The sequence below is a fragment of the Congregibacter sp. genome (assembly GCF_047617445.1).
Taxonomy (GTDB): Bacteria; Pseudomonadota; Gammaproteobacteria; order Pseudomonadales; family Halieaceae; genus Congregibacter.
On record NZ_JBLGBE010000006.1, the window covers coordinates 62389 to 80512 of the forward strand.

Here is an 18124-nt window from a genome sequence, read left to right on the forward strand (position 1 = left end):
TGCGAAGCCCGATGCGCAGGCGCGCATATTTGACTGCGGCGACAACTGTGCTGGCGATCTCAGCGCTTTGTTCCCTTGCATTGGCGGCGCACGGGGCTCAACCGGCATCGCTGCTTGACGCCGCCCGGGTCCTGGCAGCCGCCCCCTACCAACCGCCCGGGGCCGACCTGCCTCCTCCATTTGCCGGCCTGAGCTACGATGCATATCGGGCCATCCGTCCGGCCGCCGGGCGCGCGGCGATGCTGCCTGTGGGGCCTGCTTTTGCCGCCGACCTGTTACCTCCCGGCCTTTACTTCCCAAACCCCGTGGTCATCGAACTTCCCAAAAAAGACGGCGGTTTTAGCCAAAAGATCTTCGCGGCAAGCCTCTTTGAGTATTCGCCACAGTACTTCTCGCCGCAGGACCCAGGCAGCATTCCCGATAAAGTAAGGAGCGCCGGATTTTCTGGCCTGCGCCTGCGTCATCCTCTCAACGCAAGCGGATTGATGGACGAGGTGCTGGTCGTTCAGGGCGCGAGTTACTTTCGCGCCATCGGCCAAGCCATGGCTTACGGTCTGTCGGCCCGGGCCGTGGCTATTGGCACCGGCGGCCCCAAAGCCGAAGAGTTTCCGCGCTTTACGCAGCTGCGTGTTTATGCCGCGACGGGCGATGCTATTCGTCTGGAGGCCGTTATTGACAGTCCTTCCCTGGCCGGGCATCTCGACATGACGCTGCGCCCGGGACTGGACACAGAGACCGACATCGCGGTGACACTGATGCCGCGGCAGGACATTCGCACTATCGGAGTAGCGCCCCTGACCTCGATGTTTTTCAAAGGTCCCATGCGATCGGCTGTAGCCGACGATTATCGGCCCCGGGTCCACGATAGCAATGTGCTGGTCATCGAGAACGGCGCGGGAGAGCAACTGTGGCGGCCCCTGGCCAACCCGGCCTCGCTTCAAACGTCGGCCTTTCTGGACGATAGCCCAAGCGCCTTTGGTTTATGGCAGACGCCGCGCAGCTTCGCAGATTATCAGGACAGCGAAGCGCGCTATCACGACCGTCCGTCGGCGCGGGTGGTGCCTTCCCACGACTGGGGGCCTGGCGCAGTAATGCTGGTCGAGATACCCACAGCTGATGAGTTCATGGACAACATCGTGGCGTTCTGGCGCCCGGCTCGGTCGCTGGCGGCAGGCAGCGAACACCGCTTTGCCTACCGCATAAGTTGGAGTCGCGGCGCGCCGCTACCCGGCCTCCCGGCGCCGGTCCGACAGAGCCTCAGCGGGCGTGAACACGATCAACCCGGCACGCGACGCTTCGTCGTGGATTTTGCCGGCGATCACGCGGGGCTGACGCCGGACCTGTCGGCGTCCGGCGACGTCACGCTCAGCGGACCGAGTATGTTTCCCCTGCCCGATGGGCAGGGAACGCGAGTGACGTTTTTGCTATCGCCTGGCATGCGGGACAGCGTGGAATTGCGCCTGCTGCTACGCGACGGCAGCGGCGCAGCGGCAAGCCCGGTGTGGCTCTACCGGTGGACGCAGCCGCGGGACGATGGGGTCTAGATGCCCCGCTAACAGCGGCGGAGTCCGAGCCCCTGGGGCCACGGTTCTGCTAGACATCCGCGCTTTTCTGCCAGGGAAACCACCCTTTGACTGTACATTTTGTAGCATCATCGCGCCTGCCCACCGCCTGGGGCGTCTTTACTATGCACGGCTTTGAGGATCCAAAGGCCAACAAGGAGCATGTAGTGCTCACCCTTGGCGATCTCAGCGAAGACAAGCCAGTGCTAGCGCGAGTGCATTCGGAATGTTTGACGGGTGACGCGTTGTTCAGTCTGCGCTGTGACGGCGGTACGCAGTTGCAGGCGGCGCTTCGGGAAATCGCTCGGGAGGGTCGTGGCGTGCTCTTCTACCTGCGTCAGGAAGGACGCGGTATCGGCCTGATGAACAAGGTGAAGGCCTACCGCCTACAGGACGAGGGGGCCGATACGGTGCAGGCCAACGAGCAGCTCGGCTTCGGTGCTGACATGCGCGACTACAGCATTCTAAAACCCATGCTCGATCACCTGGCGATCCGCCGGGTTCGCCTCATGACCAATAATCCCCGCAAGATGGCGGCCCTCGAGAAGCTAGGCATCAACGTCGTGGAGCGGCTTCCGCTGCGCAGTGACAGCAATCCCCACAACGCAAAATACCTGCTCACCAAAGGCTCAAAGCTGGGACATCTGTTCAGCGACGGGGATTAAATCAACCGTTTTTCACAGCCGTCCCCATATTGCTTTAAGGGAGCGCCTCACCCACGCCGACGTCGTAACTGGTGCTGCGGTCGTCGTTGCGCAATCCGTTATGCTAGAGACGGTAAGAAATGGAGTTGCATCCGTGCTAAGAGCCACCGGACTGGGTTACCGCTATCGCGAGGGCGGTCGCGACCAGCTGCTATTTGAAAACGTGGATCTGACGCTCGCGTCCGGCGAGTGCGTGGCCTTGCTGGGCGCAAGCGGTTGTGGAAAGTCAACGCTCCTGAATTTGCTGGGCACCATTGATAGCCCGGATCAAGGCACGATTCACATCGGAGATCAGGAAGTCACGGCGCTTGCTGAGCCGGCGCGCACGCTGTTTCGCCGGCAATATCTCGGCTTTATTTACCAGCGGTTTTTTCTTGTGCCCACCCTGAACGTGGCGGAGAACGTGCGCCTGCCCCTGGATCTGATGGGAGCAGCCTCGGCCGGCGCAGACCAGCGCGTCCAGGAGGGACTTGCGGCGGTGGGCCTGGCAGATCGGGCTAACACCTTTCCGGACCGACTCTCCGGTGGCGAGCAGCAGCGGGTGGCGATTGCCCGGGCACTGATTCACGACCCGCTGCTGGTCCTGGCCGACGAACCCACCGGCAGTCTGGATCCAGATACCGCTGAGGGCGTTTTGGCGTTACTCCTCGCGCAGGCGGCCCGGAACAAGGGTGCGCTGCTTCTGGTAACCCATAGCGAGGCAGTCGCGGCGCGGGCAGATCGGGTACTGCGTTTTGAGCACGGCCGCGTGGTTTCCCAATGAGCTTTAGTCACCTGCCGCTGCGGGCAAGTGCACGCTTTTATCTGCAGCACCCGCTCCAGCTGATGCTCACCCTTCTTGGCATTGCCCTCGGCGCAGCGGTGATCATAGCGGTCGCGTTGGCAACCCGGGCGGCCACGGTGTCCTTTGATCGCTCCCTTACCGCCCTTGCGGGTCCCATGAGTCACGAACTTCGAGCCCTGGAAGGCCCTCTCGACGAAGGTATCTACACGGAGCTAAGGCTGAAGAGCGGACTCCACCAGATCATGCCGGTTATCTCGGTGCCATTGACCTTTGGCGACGCAGTCATTGATCTGGTGGGACTGGATCCTCTGGCCATGACCGGAAACGCCGCTGCCCCTGGGGCCTTACCTGCAGCCGCAGGCGTCAATATCGCCGCACTCATGACAAGCCCTGACGCGGTTATTGCGTCGGCGTCCATTGCTGAACGTGCAGGCCTTGAAGAAGGCACCGCGTCTTTGGCGTCTATAGAGGGCAGGCCGGTGTCCATCCGCCCCGTGAGCATTTTTCCGGCGGCGCCGGGTGACTGGTTTGGCGACGTGCTGCTCGCCGACATCGCGATGGTGCAGGACATTTCCGGACGCAGCGGTGAACTGGACCGTATCCAGCTGCAACTCTCCCCGGAGGCGGCAACGTTACTGCGCGATAACCTGCCCGCCGGCACAGAGCTGCGCGCATTCGACGATCAAAGGCAGACCTTCGACGACATGACCCTGGCGTTTCGGACCAACCTTGCTGCCATGAGCCTGCTGGCGATTCTAGTCGGCGCGTTTCTTGTTTATAACGCGATGGCCTTTGCCGTGGTGCAGCGCACGCCCACTTTCGCCATTCTGCGCATGCTTGGCGCCACGCCTAGTCAGCTTTTTCGTCGACTGCTACTGGAGGCAACGGTGCTGGGATTGCTCGGCGGTGTTTTGGGCATTCTCCTTGGAATAATGCTCGGGCAGTCGCTACTGGTCCTGGTGACCAGGACCGTGTCGGATCTCTACGTGAGGATTAATGCGACCGCGCCGGACATCACGGTGACGCAGCTCGCCGCGGTACTCGCAATCACACTCGCAGCCGTGCTCATTGCCACCCTGGCGCCGGCCCGGGCCGCAGCCAAAACAGCTCCGGCGACACTCGAACGGGAATCCGCATCCCAGGATGACCGCGCAGGTCCGGGTCTTTTGCTCACTGCGCTTGTGCTGGTACTCAGTTGTCCAGTGCTTATCGCCCTGTCGGGTCAGTCGCTGATTACCGGCTTCGTTGCATTGTTTTTGCTGATCGCAGGTTACAGCCTGCTCTGCGCGGCAGTGCTGCGCCTGCTCCTTGGTGCCATGGTTCATGCCGTGGCGGGGAGCGGCGGTGTGTCACTCCAGCTCGCCCTGCGCGGCCTGCAAAGTGCCCTGCCGCGCACGGCCCCGGCGATCGTCGCGCTGACCGTTGCCGTGTCGGCCACCGTAGGCGTATCCATCATGATTGGCTCTTTCCGCACCAGCGTCGAAAGCTGGCTGGACGCAACGCTGCAGGGCGATCTGTACATCTATGACGCGCGCGAGGGAAAAGGTCTGGACCCCGCGTTGGCGGATCTGCTGGCAGATGTGCCCGGCGTGCAGCGGATGTCCGCCGCTCGACAAAAAAGCCTGCGCTTGGACGGCGAGATGTTGTCTGTGCTGGTCCTGGACGCGGGTATGGCACAGAGCCGACATTTCGAGTTGCTCGCCGGTGCTGAGGATGCTGCGGCCAGGCTGCTGCGCGAAGGTGGAGGACTGCTCGTCTCCGAGCCTTTGGCCAATCGTCGAGGCTTATCCCTGGGTGACACGCTGGCGCTGACGACGCCTCAGGGTATTCGCAACTATCCCATCAAGGGGATTTACCGCGATTTCGCCAGCTCTTATGGCGCCGCCGTGCTGCCGTTTTCTGACTACGCAAAGCACTGGCAGGATCGCGAGATCTCGACCCTGGCCGTTATCCTGGACCCTGAAGCCGATGCGGATACGGTGCAACAGCATATTCTGGCCCTGGCCGCGGCGCAAAAACTGGATCTGCAGGTGATCTTCAATAACCAGATCAGTGAGCGCTCCCTGGCGATATTCGACCGCACCTTTGTCATCACCGACGTGCTGCGCGCACTGGTGGTCCTTGTGGCCTTCGTGGGCATAGTCAGCGCACTGATGGCGCTGTTTCTTGAGCGACGGCGCGAGTTCGCGATTTTGCGCGCTACGGGAGTAACACCGGGGCAGCTGCAGGCCCTGGTGCTCGCCCAGGCAGCGCTAAGCGGTGCGCTGGCGGGGCTGCTGGCACTGCCCCTGGGTGGGGCGATGTCGCTACTGCTCATCGATGTCATCAACCAACGCTCTTTCGGCTGGACCATGGCTACGGTCATCGATGGCAGCGTGGTGCTCAATGCCCTGTTGCTGGCAGTGTTTGCTGCCGCTCTCGCAGCCATCTGGCCGGCCAGGCGCCTTGCCGGTGGCGACCTGCGCGAGGCACTGTACGCTCCGTGAAACGTCTGCTGCTGCCACTGCTGGCTCTGTGCTGTGTCGGGTGTGAGCGTCAGCCGGCGGCGGATCCCGGCATCGACGTGGCCAGTGCGCTGGGGGGAGAAGCGGCGGCGGGGTTCGCGCGGGCGCTGGAGCCCCGTCACTTTGTCTTCCCGGGCGATCACAATGCACATCCGGATTTTCGCAATGAGTGGTGGTACGTCACGGGACAGTTGCAGTCCCCGGAGGGTGAGCACTTCGGCTATCAGGTGACGTTTTTTCGCATAGCGCTTGCAGCAAAGGACGCTGAGCGCCCTTCGGCCTGGGCGACGCGACAGGTCTGGATGGCTCACACCGCCCTTACAGATTTGGATGGCGCTACGCATGAGCATGCATCGCGACTCTCCCGCGGTGCGTTGAACCTTGCGGGGCAGACGTCGAACCCTTTTCGACTGTGGCTGGAAGACTGGTCCATTCAGGGCGCAGAAGATGGCGCCTTTCCCTGGCAGCTGCGGCTTGCCACTGAGGGCTTTGCACTGGACCTGACCCTGAAGCCCGAGCGCGCTCCGCTGTTGCAGGGAGCAGAGGGTTTAAGTCAGAAAAGCGCCGATGCGGGTAACGCGTCCTACTACTATTCGATCACGCGCCTGGCAACGCAAGGCACGCTTGTCCGCGCGGGAAAAACGGTCAGTGTATCGGGCCTCTCCTGGCTTGATCGCGAATGGAGCACCAGCGCCCTTGGCAAAGACCAGGTGGGCTGGGACTGGTTCTCCCTGCAACTGGATAATGGAGATGATCTGATGCTCTACCGCCTCCGCGACCAATCGGGCAGCACTGACCCGTACAGTGCCGGCACACTGCTGAGTAGCAAGGGTGTTCGTCAGCCCCTCGCCGCCAAGGACTTTGGTCTTGAACCGCTTCGCTGGTGGGAGTCTCCCGCGGGCGCGCGGTATCCGGTGGAGTGGCGGCTCACCATTCCCGGATCAGCCATCGAGCTTCGCGTAGAGGCACTCCTTGACGACCAGGAAATGGACACCGGAATACGCTACTGGGAGGGTGCGGTGAGTGTCCGGTCTGCGGATTCGACACGGCGCCTGGGCCAGGGATACCTGGAGATGAGCGGTTATGGAAGGAACTGAGTGGCGATTACCCGCGGTTTCTTAAGCAAAATGCAAGGGTATGTTCAATGAGCGCAGTGGGTCATTGCAGTGGCAACGCCGCTTGCGAAAGCTTCTTTGGCCTTCTGAAACGGCAGCGTACGCACCACACAAAATACCGGACTCTGGATGTCGCTAAAGCCGATATGTGACTACATCGAGCGGTTCCATTCAGATAAGGTGTCTTCCGGTTGTAAACCACTTTGCCCGTGGAACTCAGTGAAAGTCAGGGGACTACTACGGCGTTACGTTCCCTGTCGGCAATTGGAGCAGGCTTCCTGGCGAAGCGGACCTACTGTGGATGCTTTGGATACAGGTGGCAGCAGTAGCCACAGTTTCGGAGCCGCGACGGGCTACCAAAGTTCAAATCGAAAGCCAAGGTACAAAGTACGATCCAGCGCCGGCTCGATGCCGTCGTTACGCACCCGACTGAAATAATCCTGATCTAGGAGGTTATTGATGCCGCCGTGTATGGCCCATTGACTACCGATGCGGTACTCCGCGCTTAGGTCGACCACTTCGTAGGCGGGTATCTCCGCATCTATAACGCCTGCGCCGGCACCCCGGGGTAGGTTGGCGTCCTGCCAAAATTGCTCTCCCACCAGCGTCGCTGTCAGCGAGACGGTCAAGTCCCGGCTGTCAAACAGTACGCCAGTGCGAATTAGGTAGTCAGGCGAAAACGCCGTGTTGTTGCCCTCAAGGCTGGTATTCAGACTGCTTGTAATTTCGGCATCCAGCAAAGAGCCATTGGCAAAGAATTTTAGTGAGTACGATTCACTGAGTAGCACGTCGTACTCTGCGCTGAACTCGATGCCCTGATGTCGCGAGTCGCCACTGTTTACGCGCTCGACGTCGGTGATGTTGACCTGAATCTGTTCGATCTTATCGTCAAAATCGATGCGAAAGACGCTGATGTCAAACACCAGATTATCTATAGGCTGACTGCGGAAGCCAACTTCATAGTTCATGGCCCGGGACGCGTTAGGACCATTGTCGCCAGCGAGTTCCGACGCAGGGTTGATCAAATCGTCAAAGCGTTGCGGGCGATAGGATTCTGAGAACTTGGCGTAGAGTTCTGATTGCTCGCTGGTCTGGTACATCAGGCCCAGTCCAAAGAGCGTTTCGTTAAATGTCTCGTCGAAATCGATAGCGTCTCGACTGAGGCTCTCGTTCTTCACCAGTTCCTCCAGATTGTAGTTCACCCGCTCGTAGCGCAGCGTGGGCACGACACTGAGATTGCCAAAGCGGAACAGATTTTCTACGAACAGTGCGTTGTAAGTCATGAGGCGATCCTGCTCAAAGGCCAGATCCTGGGGGTCCTGTGCGCTGGAACGAATGTTGTCGCTAACGTGTCGAGTGCGGGGGCTGTCGCCAAGGTATCCCGTGGTTCCCAGGGTCAGTGCATGGTCCGTACCCCAGGACAACGCATAGCGAACGTCGAAGCCAAGGTTTTGGAACTGCTGCTCGTCGATGGCTATTGTTTCAGGCTCATTGGCTGGATCGGTAAACATGCCGGAGCGGCGGCTCAGGCGATCCATGGAGGAGTACCACAGACTGGCATCCAGCGTAGAGTCCTGGGGGATCTGCTGCTCATACTTAATAGTGGCGATCAATTGATCGATCTCAACGCGGTTAAACGGTGTTTTAACCAGGTTGCGGTTGTCTGCGTACTCTTGAGAGGTGAAGCGAGTAGCCCTCAAAAGTGTCATAAAGTAACAGATTAAAGCGCTATATTGGTGCGCGGGAGCACCATGGTGGTGCTTTATTTGAAAAAAAACCTCATATAAAACAAATATTTACAAACTATTATTCGTAATATGGGCTTGTTTTTAAATTGCAGAGTGATACATACTGGCGTTGCAAGCGTTACTTAAAGTAACAATACTTGCAATGTTCGATACACATACACACGTAATCAGGAGATTACCCATGAAACTTACTGCGTTATTGCTTACTTCCATGCTGGCGTCGGGCTCAGCCTTTGCCGCCTGCGAGCGTGCTGACCTGTCCCCGCGCCCAGAGATTCCCAGCGGAGAGAGTGCCAGTTTTGAGGAAATGCAGCAGGCACGAGACGAGGTTGTTGCCTACATCAAGGATCGGGAAGCATTTTTGGAATGTGCTACGCCGTCGTCAACCGTGAATGACCGGATGGTCGGAAATCTAGAGCGTGTTGCTGGCGTGTTTAATCGCGAGCTTGGAAGCTTTCTCAAGCAGCAAGTGGCTGTAGCGTCCAGCTGATTTTTCCTAGGCGTATCAGCCGGCAGAAAAACTCTTACATAGCCGGCTTCTTTCTTTCCCAATTACCATTGCCATCAATCAATATATTTCCAGGTATCCGCACCATCAAAGGTTCTTACTTGCAGGCCTTTGATGTCTTCCCTGGGTAGCATTCGAGCATTGACGGCCAGGACGAGCGACTCTGACGAGTCAGCGTGTCAGGCATTGTCGATATCTGGATCACAACCGCCCCACAGTGGCAGCTTGTCTTAATCATTCTCTATATATAGCTCCAGGATTCGACGCTAGGGGCCGCTATCTGATCCATTCATTCCGCGTAAAAGGTCTCGAGAGACTGACGCCAGAGACCCGGGTTACGAAAGTCGGACCACAAGCTTTAGGTAAGGTTATTGCTCATTGTCGGTTATCCAGTTAGGCCGTATTACAGCGATGAAATAAATGTATGAAGCTCCTGCAGATAAGCCTCACGCTCCTCGATAAAGGGCGCGTGGCCGCTCTCAGGGAAGATGACGCCCCTCGCCCTTGGATGATTGTCTGCTACCCAGCGAGATATCCCCGGTGCCACAAAACCATCCTGCTCGCAGATAAACGACAGAACCGGCAAATCAAGCGCAAGCAGTATGTCGCGCTGATCAAGATGCGCCAGCTCTCCAAGCGTCGATGATGCCCGGGCAGCCGACTCAATGAAGCAGTCTGCCATCCAGTCTGTCAGCTTTTCTGTGACCGGCTTGGCGCAGACCGCATGAGACAAGCCGGATAAAAAATTGATGCGGTCAGCGTCGATAGCGGCAACGGTGGCCACCACATCGTCGGCGGTACCACCCAAGTTAAGATCCGGCTTTTGCGTATAAATCGGACTTGCGCCCGCCGTGAGAATCAATCCCGCACAGCTTGAGCCAAGATCGTGCGCTGCCTGGGTGGCCACTGCACCGCCTAGAGACCAGCCATTGAGCACCACTTTTTTCAAGCCCAGCGAGGTAGCCAGCTTTACCACATCAGAGGCGATAGCCTCGATACCCAGATCTTCAAAATCGTGGTCTGACCTACCGCAGCCCCGATGATCCATCGTAACAACGCGATAACCCGCATCTAGCAGCGGGATAAGTACGCCATCCCAAACCCGGCTACTCATTCCCCAGCCGTGAATCAACAGCAACGCCATATCGCCATGACCGTGATCTTCGTAGTACACGCGATAGTTTCCATCGACCGTAAGATATGCCATGGCTATTGATCCCCTCTCACCAGATTAAATAAAGTACTTTCTTCGTAGTGGGCAAGCAATGCGTCGAGATCGATTGCATCCGGTGCCACCACCCACTGATAAATAGTGCCGAACATAAAAGAGCAGTAGCCGATGGCGAACTGCTGCGCATCAATCGTTGAAGAGACTTCCTTCAAATCTTGCGCCGCCTCGACCCACCGCCGCACATCTCGCCGATAAATGCGGTGGTGATCAGCAAGCTTGGCCCGTATATCGGATTCCTTGCCCAGAGACTCATACCAGAGGATGTACATGGCACGCAGATACTCGGGTTCCCGCCGAAAAAAGTCTCGCTGAGCGTGGATTGCCGAACGAATAGCTTCGAGGCCCGTTTTGCCCTCCAAATACTCTCGCAGATGTGACTTCCATCGCTCATCAAAGCGTGCGAACAACTCCATCCACAAACCATCTTTGGATCCAAACCGATAACTCGCAAGACCGCGGCTATAGCCTGCCAGTTCACCGATATCTTTCAGTGTGGTTTTCGACGTTCCACGCTCGTTGACAAGTGCTACGGCGGCCTCAAGCATCTTTTTATCTGACAGTGCGCTGCGCTCGGTCTGCTTGTTTACCGTGCTCTCGCTCTTCGCTTCGTCGTGCCGTGTTTGCATACTTGCCCCCTCGAAAAACCGCTACCAGTTATTGGATAGTTTGGACATTCAGTGCGCCCGATTCGTTCTGGTCTCGCAATGCTTTCTTGTCGATCTTGCCGATACTCGTTTTCAAAATATGATCTGTAAAACACCAGTATTCGGGAATCCAGAATTTTGCCACCCTGCCTTTGAGGAAGTCTCGAAGATCCTCGGGCGTTAATTGAGTACCACTATCGGAAACCACAATGGCAAGAGGCCGCTCCTGCCAGCGCTCATCCGGCGTGGCAATCACGGCTACCTCACTCACACCGGGATGCTGGAGAAGCCGGTCTTCAAGGTCCACCGAGGAAATCCATTCTCCCCCCGACTTAATCACATCCTTCGTCCGGTCGGTGAGTTGCACATATCCCCGCTCGTCGATGTGCCCCATATCACCGGTACGCAACCAGCCATCCTCGCTAAACGCATCACTATCTGTATGCAGGTAGCCGCCGGTAACCCAGGTACCTCTTAGCTGCAGTTCACCGACCGTCCTCCCATCCTGGGGCGCAGCCACACCATCGTCTGCCACCACACGCACTTCGATGCCGGGAACCGGACGACCACTCTTCATACGCCAGCTGGTCTCACTGGTGTCTCCAAGGTCTTTAGGAGGGTGCGAAAGCACGCACATGGGGCTCGTCTCGGTCATACCCCAGCCCTGAATCACCGGTACACCCCAGCGATCCCTGGCGGCCTCTATCATAATAGAAGGCACCGCCGAGCCACCACATACGATAGCGCGAAAGCAGCTCAAGTCGAGTCCATCCTCATCATCTGCGCGAAGCAAATCACCGAGGATCGTGGGCACCATTGCGGTTAGCGTCGGCCTCGCGCGCTCGATCATCCTGCGCAGGTGCTGTATCTGCGTATGCGGTCCGGGCATAACCATATCGGCACCGGACAGCCATCCACTATAGGGAAACCCCCAGGCATTGGCATGAAACATCGATGGCAACATCAGAATGGTATCGCGCTCACATACACCAAAGCTGTCTACAGATCGAGACGCAAGCGCGTGCAGATAGGTCGTTTTCTGGCTGTAGACCACGCCCTTTGGATTACCCGTGGTGCCACTGGTATAGCAAATACCTGCAGCCTGAAGCTCATCAACATCCGGCCAGTCAAACACTGGCGGATGGCCTTCTATAAGAGCAGCGAAGTCGACAACCCGCGGATCCGCAGAGAGCTTGCCCTTCGGATTCACGACTAGAATCCGCTCAACGGTCGTCAGCTGAGGAAGGACAGGCGCAAGAATTTCTTCCAGGCGGCCATCGACGATAAGAAACCGGTCTTCAGCATGGTTGATTATGTAGCTGATATGTTCTGGCGACAGCCTGCAGTTGACGGTGTGCATAACGCCGCCCACGCTCGGGACAGCAAGGTAGGCCTGCAAGTGCTCGGCGCTGTTCCACATAAACGTGCCAACGCGATCGCCATTTTTTAAGCCCAGTGCAAGCAAGCCGTGGGCAAGACGAGCCGCATCCCCTGCCACCGCGTCATAGCTCTTCCAGTGGATTCGTGCTCCGTCATACTCACCTATGCGACTGCTGGCGAAATGCCGGGCACCAAATTGAGTGATCGTTCTAACGCACAGCGGTAAATGCATCATCGTGCTTAACATGCTGCTCTCCTACCAATCACCGCTCGCCGCCCGCTTCGCTTCAGCCAGTAGCGCAGGCACGTTGTACTTCAGATCCTGAGCGTATTGGGAATCAACCTTGCCTTGTTGAAAGAGACAATAGGCGCCCTCGACAATCGCAGCGAGGCGCCAGAAAGAAAAGGCCATGTAGTAATCAAGATGATCAAGACCTCGACCTGTCGCCAGAGCCCATCGCTCAGCCAGACCGCGGCGATCAATGACACCGGGCCGCCGCGAGATAGCCTGCAAATGGCTGAACGCCGGCGGATCAACGCTGCGTTTCTCGCCCCACAGCATCAGGACCAACCCCAAATCCGTATATGGATCCCCAACGGTAGCCATTTCCCAATCTATGACTGCGAGAATCTCCGGCAGCTCACGCGACGCCAGGGTGTTATCAAGGTGATAGTCGCCGTGTATGAGACAGGGCTCGCAGGGAGGCGGAATATTGTCGAGGAGCCATTGTCCCAGGGAAAACAGAGCCGGCAAATCCCGTACGGCCGTGTCTTCGCGAACCTTTATCCAGCGCGCCAACTGCCGCTCCAAAAAGTTCTCGGGGCGGCCGATTTTCTCCAGCGCAGGAGACGGAAATGGCACCTTGTGAATAGCCGCCAACTGATCGATCAGGTCCCTGCCCAGTTTGTCAGGCGCGTTTTCATCGCTGGCATACGCTGACGGCAGCGTATCGGTAATAGCCGTACCGTTGATGCGCTCAACCACCAGAAATGGACGACCCAACACGCTGCTGTCATCACACCAGCCGAGCACCCTCGGCGCCTTTACATGACCCTCAACGGCGCGCAGGACTCTCTCTTCACGCTCAATACCTCGATGAGCGGTAGGCGAAATAGTCTCTGCGGGAAACGTTCGGACAACACAGGCCTCAGAATCCGACTCAAAGGACCAGGTCAGGTTGGAGTTGCCACCGCTCAGCGCGCCGGCAAAGACCGGAGCCTCCCACCCCAGCTCTCGGGCGAGCCATGGACGCACCTTTTCCGCTTCATGGGCCATTAGCCCGTGATTCCAAAGCTCGACATAAGCCCACCCTCTACCGGCACCACCGCGCCCGTCATGTAACGGCTATTGCTCACCCAATACACAACGTCAGCTATCTCTTCGGGCTCGGCGAATCGGCCAACGGGAATCTGCTTGCGCATGGCCTCCAGGGCAGTCTCCGTCAATCCCTGGGTCATTTCAGTCAAAACCAGACCGGGAATCACCAGGTTGACGGTGATTCCTTTGGGGGCCAGCTCGATCGCAAGAGCCTTGGTCATGCCCGCAAGGCCAGCCTTGGACGACGCGTAGGCCACATCACCGGGAAAACCGCGAAAGCCCACTACCGCGCCAATATTGATGAGGCTGTCGCCCTTTTCAAAATAGGGGGCCGCTGCCTGGGCAACAGTCAAAGCCCCGCTGAGATTCACGTCAATTACCTCTTGCCAGTGCTCTCGACTGAGGCGCTTCAAACGACCACCGCGGTGCACGCCCGCATTGTTAACAACCACATTCACAGTGCCGAAACGGTCGATTATCTGCGCGAATGCATCCGCGACAGAAGTCGGATCTGACACATCGGTCCGGATAGCGATGGCTTGATCTCCCAGAGAATCGGCGACCGCGCTAACTTCGTTCCCGCGCGCCAGCAATGCCACGCGAGCGCCTTCCTGCGCAGCGCGGCGCGCAATGGCAGCACCGATACCGCGCGATGCACCGGTAATGACCCAGACTTTAGAATCTTCCATGAGGTAACCTGACAGGTTAAATATTATTGGTTTTTGTTGCTTGTTTGTATTCAGCAAGTTTAAACTAGAAGCCAGCGAAAGCAAGTCTGACGCGACCTATTAATTAAGGCTAATAATCCTAACAAGGTCGCTCATGGATATAAGCATGCACAACCACGGCGGGTTCGTACGCCTGCGGCAAGCTCAATACGCGAGAACTGCCCTGCGCAAAACCTCGGCCCCATGCGCGAGCTCAATACCCCAGACTCAGCTGTTCCCACTAATACAATTAGGAGTGTACAAGTGTCCTGGTCCTTCGAAACTGATCCTGAATTTCAGGCTTCCCTAGCCTGGGTAGACGAATTTACCCGAACCGAAATCGAACCCCTCGATCTCGTGTTTCGTGGCCCGGGCGATCCCTTCGATCCGAATTCGCCGGCCGCAAAAGCAATGGCGCCGCTCAAAGCAATCGTTAAGGAGCGTGGGCTGTGGGCCTGCCACCTGGAGCACGAACTGGGTGGACAGGGCTATGGTCAGGTTAACCTCGGTTTGATGAACGAGATCCTGGGACGCAGTCGCTTTGGACCCAGTGTGTTTGGCTGTCAGGCCCCGGATTCCGGTAACGCTGAGATTCTCGCCAAGTTCGGTACTGCAGACCAGAAAGCGCGCTTTCTTACACCGCTGCTCAATGGTGATATCGCGTCATGCTATTCCATGACCGAGCCCCAGGCCGGCGCTGATCCGGCTGAATTCACCTGCACAGCCACCCGCGAAGGTGATGAGTGGGTGATCAACGGCGAAAAATGGTTTGCATCACATGCACGCTTTTCGGAATTCCTACTGGTGATGGTCGTCACCAGCCCGGAAAAGCCCATTCACCAGGGGGCCTCGATCATTCTCGTAGAAAAGGATACTCCCGGGATGGAGATACTGCGCAATTCAGCGGTGGGCCCTTACGTCGAGCAGGGTGACGGTGTCCACGCCTATATCCGCTTCAGCGATTGCCGCGTTCCGGCGGACAATCTTCTCGGCGAGGAGGGCCAGGGGTTTCTGGTCGCCCAGACCCGACTCGGCGGAGGGCGCGTGCACCACGCAATGCGCAGCGTTGGCAAACTCAAAAAAGCCATGGATATGATGTGCGAGCGCGCCGTAAGTCGCACCACCAAAGGCGGTTTGCTGGGCGACAAACAGTTCACTCAGGAGAAGATTGCCGACAGCTACACTCAGATACTGCAATATCGACTGCATGTGCTATATACCGCGTGGCTGATCGATAAACACAAGGAATACAATCGCGAAGTGCGCAAGGAAATTGCCGCCATTAAGGCGGCGACCCCGAAGGTGCTTCAGGACGTCGTTTACCGTGCCATGCACCTGCATGGAAGCCTCGGCATGTCTGATGAAATCCCACTCATGTATATGTGGGGAGACATTCCTGAACTGGGTGTTGTAGACGGCCCTACCGAGGTTCACAAGATCACCGTTGCGCGAACCGTTCTGCGTGATTATGAAGCTGCGCCCGGGCTATTCCCGAGCTACCACACGCCCACACTGCGCGAACATGCAATGAAGAAATACGGTCATTACCTTGATGCAGATGATTGAAACCTAAAACACCCTACAGATTAATCGCTGGAACGAATAAAACATAAGACAGGGAGAACAATTATGGCCTCTGGGGAAAAAGTAGATTACGACGTAATCGCTATTGGCGCAGGCTTCGCCGGCCTGGCTCTTATCCACCATCTGCGTGAAGCGGGGCAGTCTATTAAGGTCTTTGACAGGGCCTCGGATATCGGCGGCACCTGGACCTGGAACCGTTATCCGGGGGCGATGACCGACAGCGAGAGCTATTACTACTGCCTGACTTTTTCCAAGGAATTGCTTCAGAAATGGTCCTGGACGCTTCGCTACCCGGATTGGTCTGAGGCCCTGTCCTACTTCCACTTCGTCGCCGACGAGTGCGACATGTGGAAAGACATTCAACTGAATACCGAGATAGTCAGCGCCGACTATCAGGCCGATAGCGGCCACTGGATGGTAAAGACCGGTGGTGGCGAGAGCTTCACCTGCAAGTACCTGGTGAGCGCCATGGGCATGATCTCCGAGCCGGTGATCCCCAAGACTCCAGGCATGGATACCTTTAAGGGTCCGCTGTTCCATTCCTCTCGCTGGCCCGAAGGCCTGGAATGGAAAGGCAAGCGTATCGGCATTATTGGTTCCGGCGCGACGACCGTGCAGATGGTCCCGGCGATGGCAGAAGACGCAGAGAGTGTCACGGTATTCCAGCGCACTCCGAACTTTATTCTACCGGCCATGCAGCGTCCCATGACCCCCGAGTGGGAGAAGGAGATCAAGGAAAACTACGACCAGATTGTCGCTACCTGCCGAAACCACAGCTTCGGCATGGCCTTCAACAGCCCGGCCGGACGCAACCTCATGGATACGCCTGCGGATGAAGTAGAAAAGATCTTCGAAGAGAACTGGACCGGGAGTTTCCGCTGGTTCTTCGAAACCTTCGATGACCTGCTGGTCAGTGAAGAAGCCAACGCCACTGCCTCACGCTTCATTGCGCGCAAGATGCGCGAGCGCATCGAAGACCCGGAAATAGCCGACCTGCTGGTACCAAAGATCGGCGAGTACCCGCTCTTCGCCAAGCGCCCACCCCTGGATCACGGTTACCTCGAAGCGTTCGCCCGCGACAACGTGAACCTGGTCGATATCCGCGACAGGGAACCCCTGGTGGAGATCACAGAAACCGGCGTGCGCACGACCGAGAGCCACTACGAGTTCGACATTATCGTTATCGCCACCGGGTTCAGCGCCTACACCGGCGCTCTGGAGGCGTTCCCGATACGCGGCCTGAGCGGTCAGTCCCTGCGCGAGAAATGGAAGGAAACCTCGAACGCCATTATGGGCATGTGCGTTGCGGACTTCCCCAACCTGTTCACCATCACCGGGCCCCAGGCACCGTTTGCCAACCTCCCCACATCCATTGAACAAAACGCGATGTACGTGTCCGACTGCATCAAGAAAATGGAGGCCGAAGGTTATGACGTAATGGCGCCGAAGATCGAAGCCGAGGAAGAATGGTCTGCTCACGTCACCGAGGTTCACAAGATGACCCTTATGGATAAAGGCGACTCGGTCCATTCGTGGATGATGGGCGCCAATATGGAAGGTCACAAGCCGCGGGTTCTCATCTACTTCGGCGGCGCCAATGTTTACTACGACAAGCTCCGGGAGTCAGTAGACAACGGCTTCCCGGAAATGGAATTCCAGCGGCTGGCTGATTAGTAGCGCCAGGCGAACTGTGATCAGAGCGTCTGTTGGCGATGGCGATGGCGATGGCGATGGCGATGGCGATGATGGAGACTACTCCGTATGAAGATCTCACTCAGACGTTCCCGGGCAATCGCGGCGATTATGCTATGCGGCAGCGGCGTTGCTCTGGCGCAGAGTCCGGCTGAAATAGTCTATGCTGATCAGTGTGCCAGTTGCCACAGCGCCAGCCTTCGCGGGTCAGCCCACGGCTCCCCGCTGACGGGCGTTGCTTTCGTCAGCAAGTGGAAGGACCGCTCAGCCCAGGAGTTGTTTGACTACGTGCGCACGCAAATGCCCCCGGGGCAAACGGCTTCACTGAGCCTACATCAACATCGCCAACTCACCGAGTTTCTTATCGCCAGCAACGCTCAGGACCTTGGTGACTCTCAGCTTGTGTCAACGTCGGTAGAACTGCCGGAGCAGGAAGAGGGCCAGGTGGAATGGTCAGGGTCAGACGCTATTGATCAACTGGCCAAGTCAGCCGGTAACTTCACGAATCAGACGCTGGAAGACTACCAAGCTGTTAGCAGCAAAATGCTGGCCACTCCGCCTAAAGGAGACTGGCTCAGCTGGCGTCGCACTTTAGATGGCCATGCGCACAGCCCGCTCAAGCAGATCAATCGCAGCAACGTCG

Annotated in this window: 15 protein-coding genes and 1 pseudogene; 10 read left to right on the plus strand and 6 right to left on the minus strand. The window is 57.7% G+C overall.

Annotated features, from left to right (window positions below; translation table 11 throughout):
* Positions 1 to 29: 29 nt before the first annotated feature.
* From ACI9KD_RS03090 to ACI9KD_RS03115, 6 genes and pseudogenes are all read left to right on the plus strand, one after another.
* On the plus strand, positions 30 to 1544 hold the full coding sequence (locus tag ACI9KD_RS03090; RefSeq protein WP_414979686.1) for a glucan biosynthesis protein: 1515 nt from the start codon (positions 30 to 32) through the stop codon (positions 1542 to 1544).
* A gap of 86 nt (positions 1545 to 1630) precedes the next feature.
* Positions 1631 to 2227 carry a GTP cyclohydrolase II gene (gene ribA / locus ACI9KD_RS03095; RefSeq protein ID WP_414979687.1) on the plus strand — a complete coding sequence of 199 codons (597 nt, stop codon included), beginning with the start codon at positions 1631 to 1633 and terminating at the stop codon, positions 2225 to 2227.
* Between the two features lie 133 nt (positions 2228 to 2360).
* Complete coding sequence (locus tag ACI9KD_RS03100; protein WP_414979688.1) at positions 2361 to 3029, plus strand: ABC transporter ATP-binding protein; 669 nt, start codon at positions 2361 to 2363, stop codon at positions 3027 to 3029.
* Complete coding sequence (locus tag ACI9KD_RS03105) at positions 3026 to 5536, plus strand: ABC transporter permease (RefSeq protein WP_414979689.1); 2511 nt, start codon at positions 3026 to 3028, stop codon at positions 5534 to 5536. The genes ACI9KD_RS03100 and ACI9KD_RS03105 overlap by 4 nt, the downstream gene beginning before the upstream one ends.
* Positions 5533 to 6651: a lipocalin-like domain-containing protein gene (locus ACI9KD_RS03110; RefSeq protein ID WP_414979690.1), complete on the plus strand. Its 1119-nt coding sequence runs from the start codon at positions 5533 to 5535 to the stop codon at positions 6649 to 6651. Before ACI9KD_RS03105 ends, ACI9KD_RS03110 begins: the two co-directional genes overlap by 4 nt.
* A pseudogene (locus ACI9KD_RS03115) lies at positions 6651 to 6852 on the plus strand (IS3 family transposase); the annotation flags it as partial. The gene ACI9KD_RS03110 and the pseudogene ACI9KD_RS03115, both read left to right, overlap by 1 nt.
* A gap of 170 nt (positions 6853 to 7022) precedes the next feature.
* On the opposite strand, the gene ACI9KD_RS03120 reads toward ACI9KD_RS03115, so the two are convergent.
* Complete coding sequence (locus ACI9KD_RS03120; protein WP_414979691.1) at positions 7023 to 8378, minus strand: TonB-dependent receptor family protein; 1356 nt, start codon at positions 8376 to 8378, stop codon at positions 7023 to 7025.
* A 220-nt stretch (positions 8379 to 8598) separates the two neighbouring features.
* Between ACI9KD_RS03120 and ACI9KD_RS03125 the strand changes: the two genes are divergently transcribed.
* Positions 8599 to 8907, plus strand: coding sequence for a hypothetical protein (locus ACI9KD_RS03125; RefSeq protein ID WP_414979692.1), 309 nt, complete (start codon positions 8599 to 8601; stop codon positions 8905 to 8907).
* Between the two features lie 421 nt (positions 8908 to 9328).
* On the opposite strand, the gene ACI9KD_RS03130 is transcribed toward ACI9KD_RS03125, so the two are convergent.
* Genes ACI9KD_RS03130 through ACI9KD_RS03150 form a run of 5 tightly spaced genes read right to left on the minus strand, consistent with a single transcriptional unit; the run spans position 9329 to position 14187 of the window.
* On the minus strand, positions 9329 to 10132 hold the full coding sequence (locus ACI9KD_RS03130) for an alpha/beta fold hydrolase (protein ID WP_414979693.1): 804 nt from the start codon (positions 10130 to 10132) through the stop codon (positions 9329 to 9331).
* A gap of 2 nt (positions 10133 to 10134) precedes the next feature.
* The gene (locus ACI9KD_RS03135; RefSeq protein WP_414979694.1) at positions 10135 to 10782 is read right to left on the minus strand and encodes a TetR/AcrR family transcriptional regulator; all 648 of its coding nucleotides are present in this window, start codon (positions 10780 to 10782) and stop codon (positions 10135 to 10137) included.
* Positions 10783 to 10810: 28 nt separating this feature from the next.
* On the minus strand, positions 10811 to 12427 hold the full coding sequence (locus ACI9KD_RS03140; RefSeq protein WP_414979695.1) for a long-chain fatty acid--CoA ligase: 1617 nt from the start codon (positions 12425 to 12427) through the stop codon (positions 10811 to 10813).
* 9 nt (positions 12428 to 12436) lie between these two features.
* Positions 12437 to 13456, minus strand: a complete 1020-nt coding sequence (locus ACI9KD_RS03145; protein ID WP_414979696.1) for a phosphotransferase family protein — start codon at positions 13454 to 13456, stop codon at positions 12437 to 12439.
* A complete protein-coding gene (locus ACI9KD_RS03150; protein ID WP_414979697.1) occupies positions 13456 to 14187 on the minus strand; it encodes an SDR family oxidoreductase in 732 nt (243 codons plus the stop codon). The genes ACI9KD_RS03145 and ACI9KD_RS03150 overlap by 1 nt, the downstream gene beginning before the upstream one ends.
* A 282-nt stretch (positions 14188 to 14469) precedes the next feature.
* On the opposite strand from ACI9KD_RS03150, the gene ACI9KD_RS03155 reads away from it, so the two are divergent.
* The 3 genes from ACI9KD_RS03155 to ACI9KD_RS03165 all read left to right on the plus strand — a co-directional run.
* On the plus strand, positions 14470 to 15771 hold the full coding sequence (locus ACI9KD_RS03155) for an acyl-CoA dehydrogenase family protein (protein ID WP_414979698.1): 1302 nt from the start codon (positions 14470 to 14472) through the stop codon (positions 15769 to 15771).
* Positions 15772 to 15834: 63 nt separating this feature from the next.
* Positions 15835 to 17463, plus strand: a complete 1629-nt coding sequence (locus ACI9KD_RS03160) for a flavin-containing monooxygenase (RefSeq protein WP_414979699.1) — start codon at positions 15835 to 15837, stop codon at positions 17461 to 17463.
* A gap of 87 nt (positions 17464 to 17550) precedes the next feature.
* On the plus strand, positions 17551 to 18124 hold a 574-nt coding region (locus ACI9KD_RS03165), incomplete at its 3' end, for a c-type cytochrome (RefSeq protein ID WP_414979700.1).

Excerpts from the sequence above, each read along its gene's own strand:
- ACI9KD_RS03120 (WP_414979691.1), bottom strand. The coding sequence starts at position 8,378 with ATGACACTTTTGAGGGCTACTCGCTTCACCTCTCAAGAGTACGCAGAC.
- ACI9KD_RS03135 (WP_414979694.1), bottom strand. The coding sequence starts at position 10,782 with ATGCAAACACGGCACGACGAAGCGAAGAGCGAGAGCACGGTAAACAAG.
- ACI9KD_RS03150 (WP_414979697.1), bottom strand. The coding sequence starts at position 14,187 with ATGGAAGATTCTAAAGTCTGGGTCATTACCGGTGCATCGCGCGGTATC.
- ACI9KD_RS03130 (WP_414979693.1), bottom strand. The coding sequence starts at position 10,132 with ATGGCATATCTTACGGTCGATGGAAACTATCGCGTGTACTACGAAGAT.
- ACI9KD_RS03140 (WP_414979695.1), bottom strand. The coding sequence starts at position 12,427 with ATGTTAAGCACGATGATGCATTTACCGCTGTGCGTTAGAACGATCACT.
- ACI9KD_RS03145 (WP_414979696.1), bottom strand. The coding sequence starts at position 13,456 with ATGGCCCATGAAGCGGAAAAGGTGCGTCCATGGCTCGCCCGAGAGCTG.
- ACI9KD_RS03125 (WP_414979692.1), top strand. The coding sequence starts at position 8,599 with ATGAAACTTACTGCGTTATTGCTTACTTCCATGCTGGCGTCGGGCTCA.
- ACI9KD_RS03105 (WP_414979689.1), top strand. The coding sequence starts at position 3,026 with ATGAGCTTTAGTCACCTGCCGCTGCGGGCAAGTGCACGCTTTTATCTG.
- ACI9KD_RS03160 (WP_414979699.1), top strand. The coding sequence starts at position 15,835 with ATGGCCTCTGGGGAAAAAGTAGATTACGACGTAATCGCTATTGGCGCA.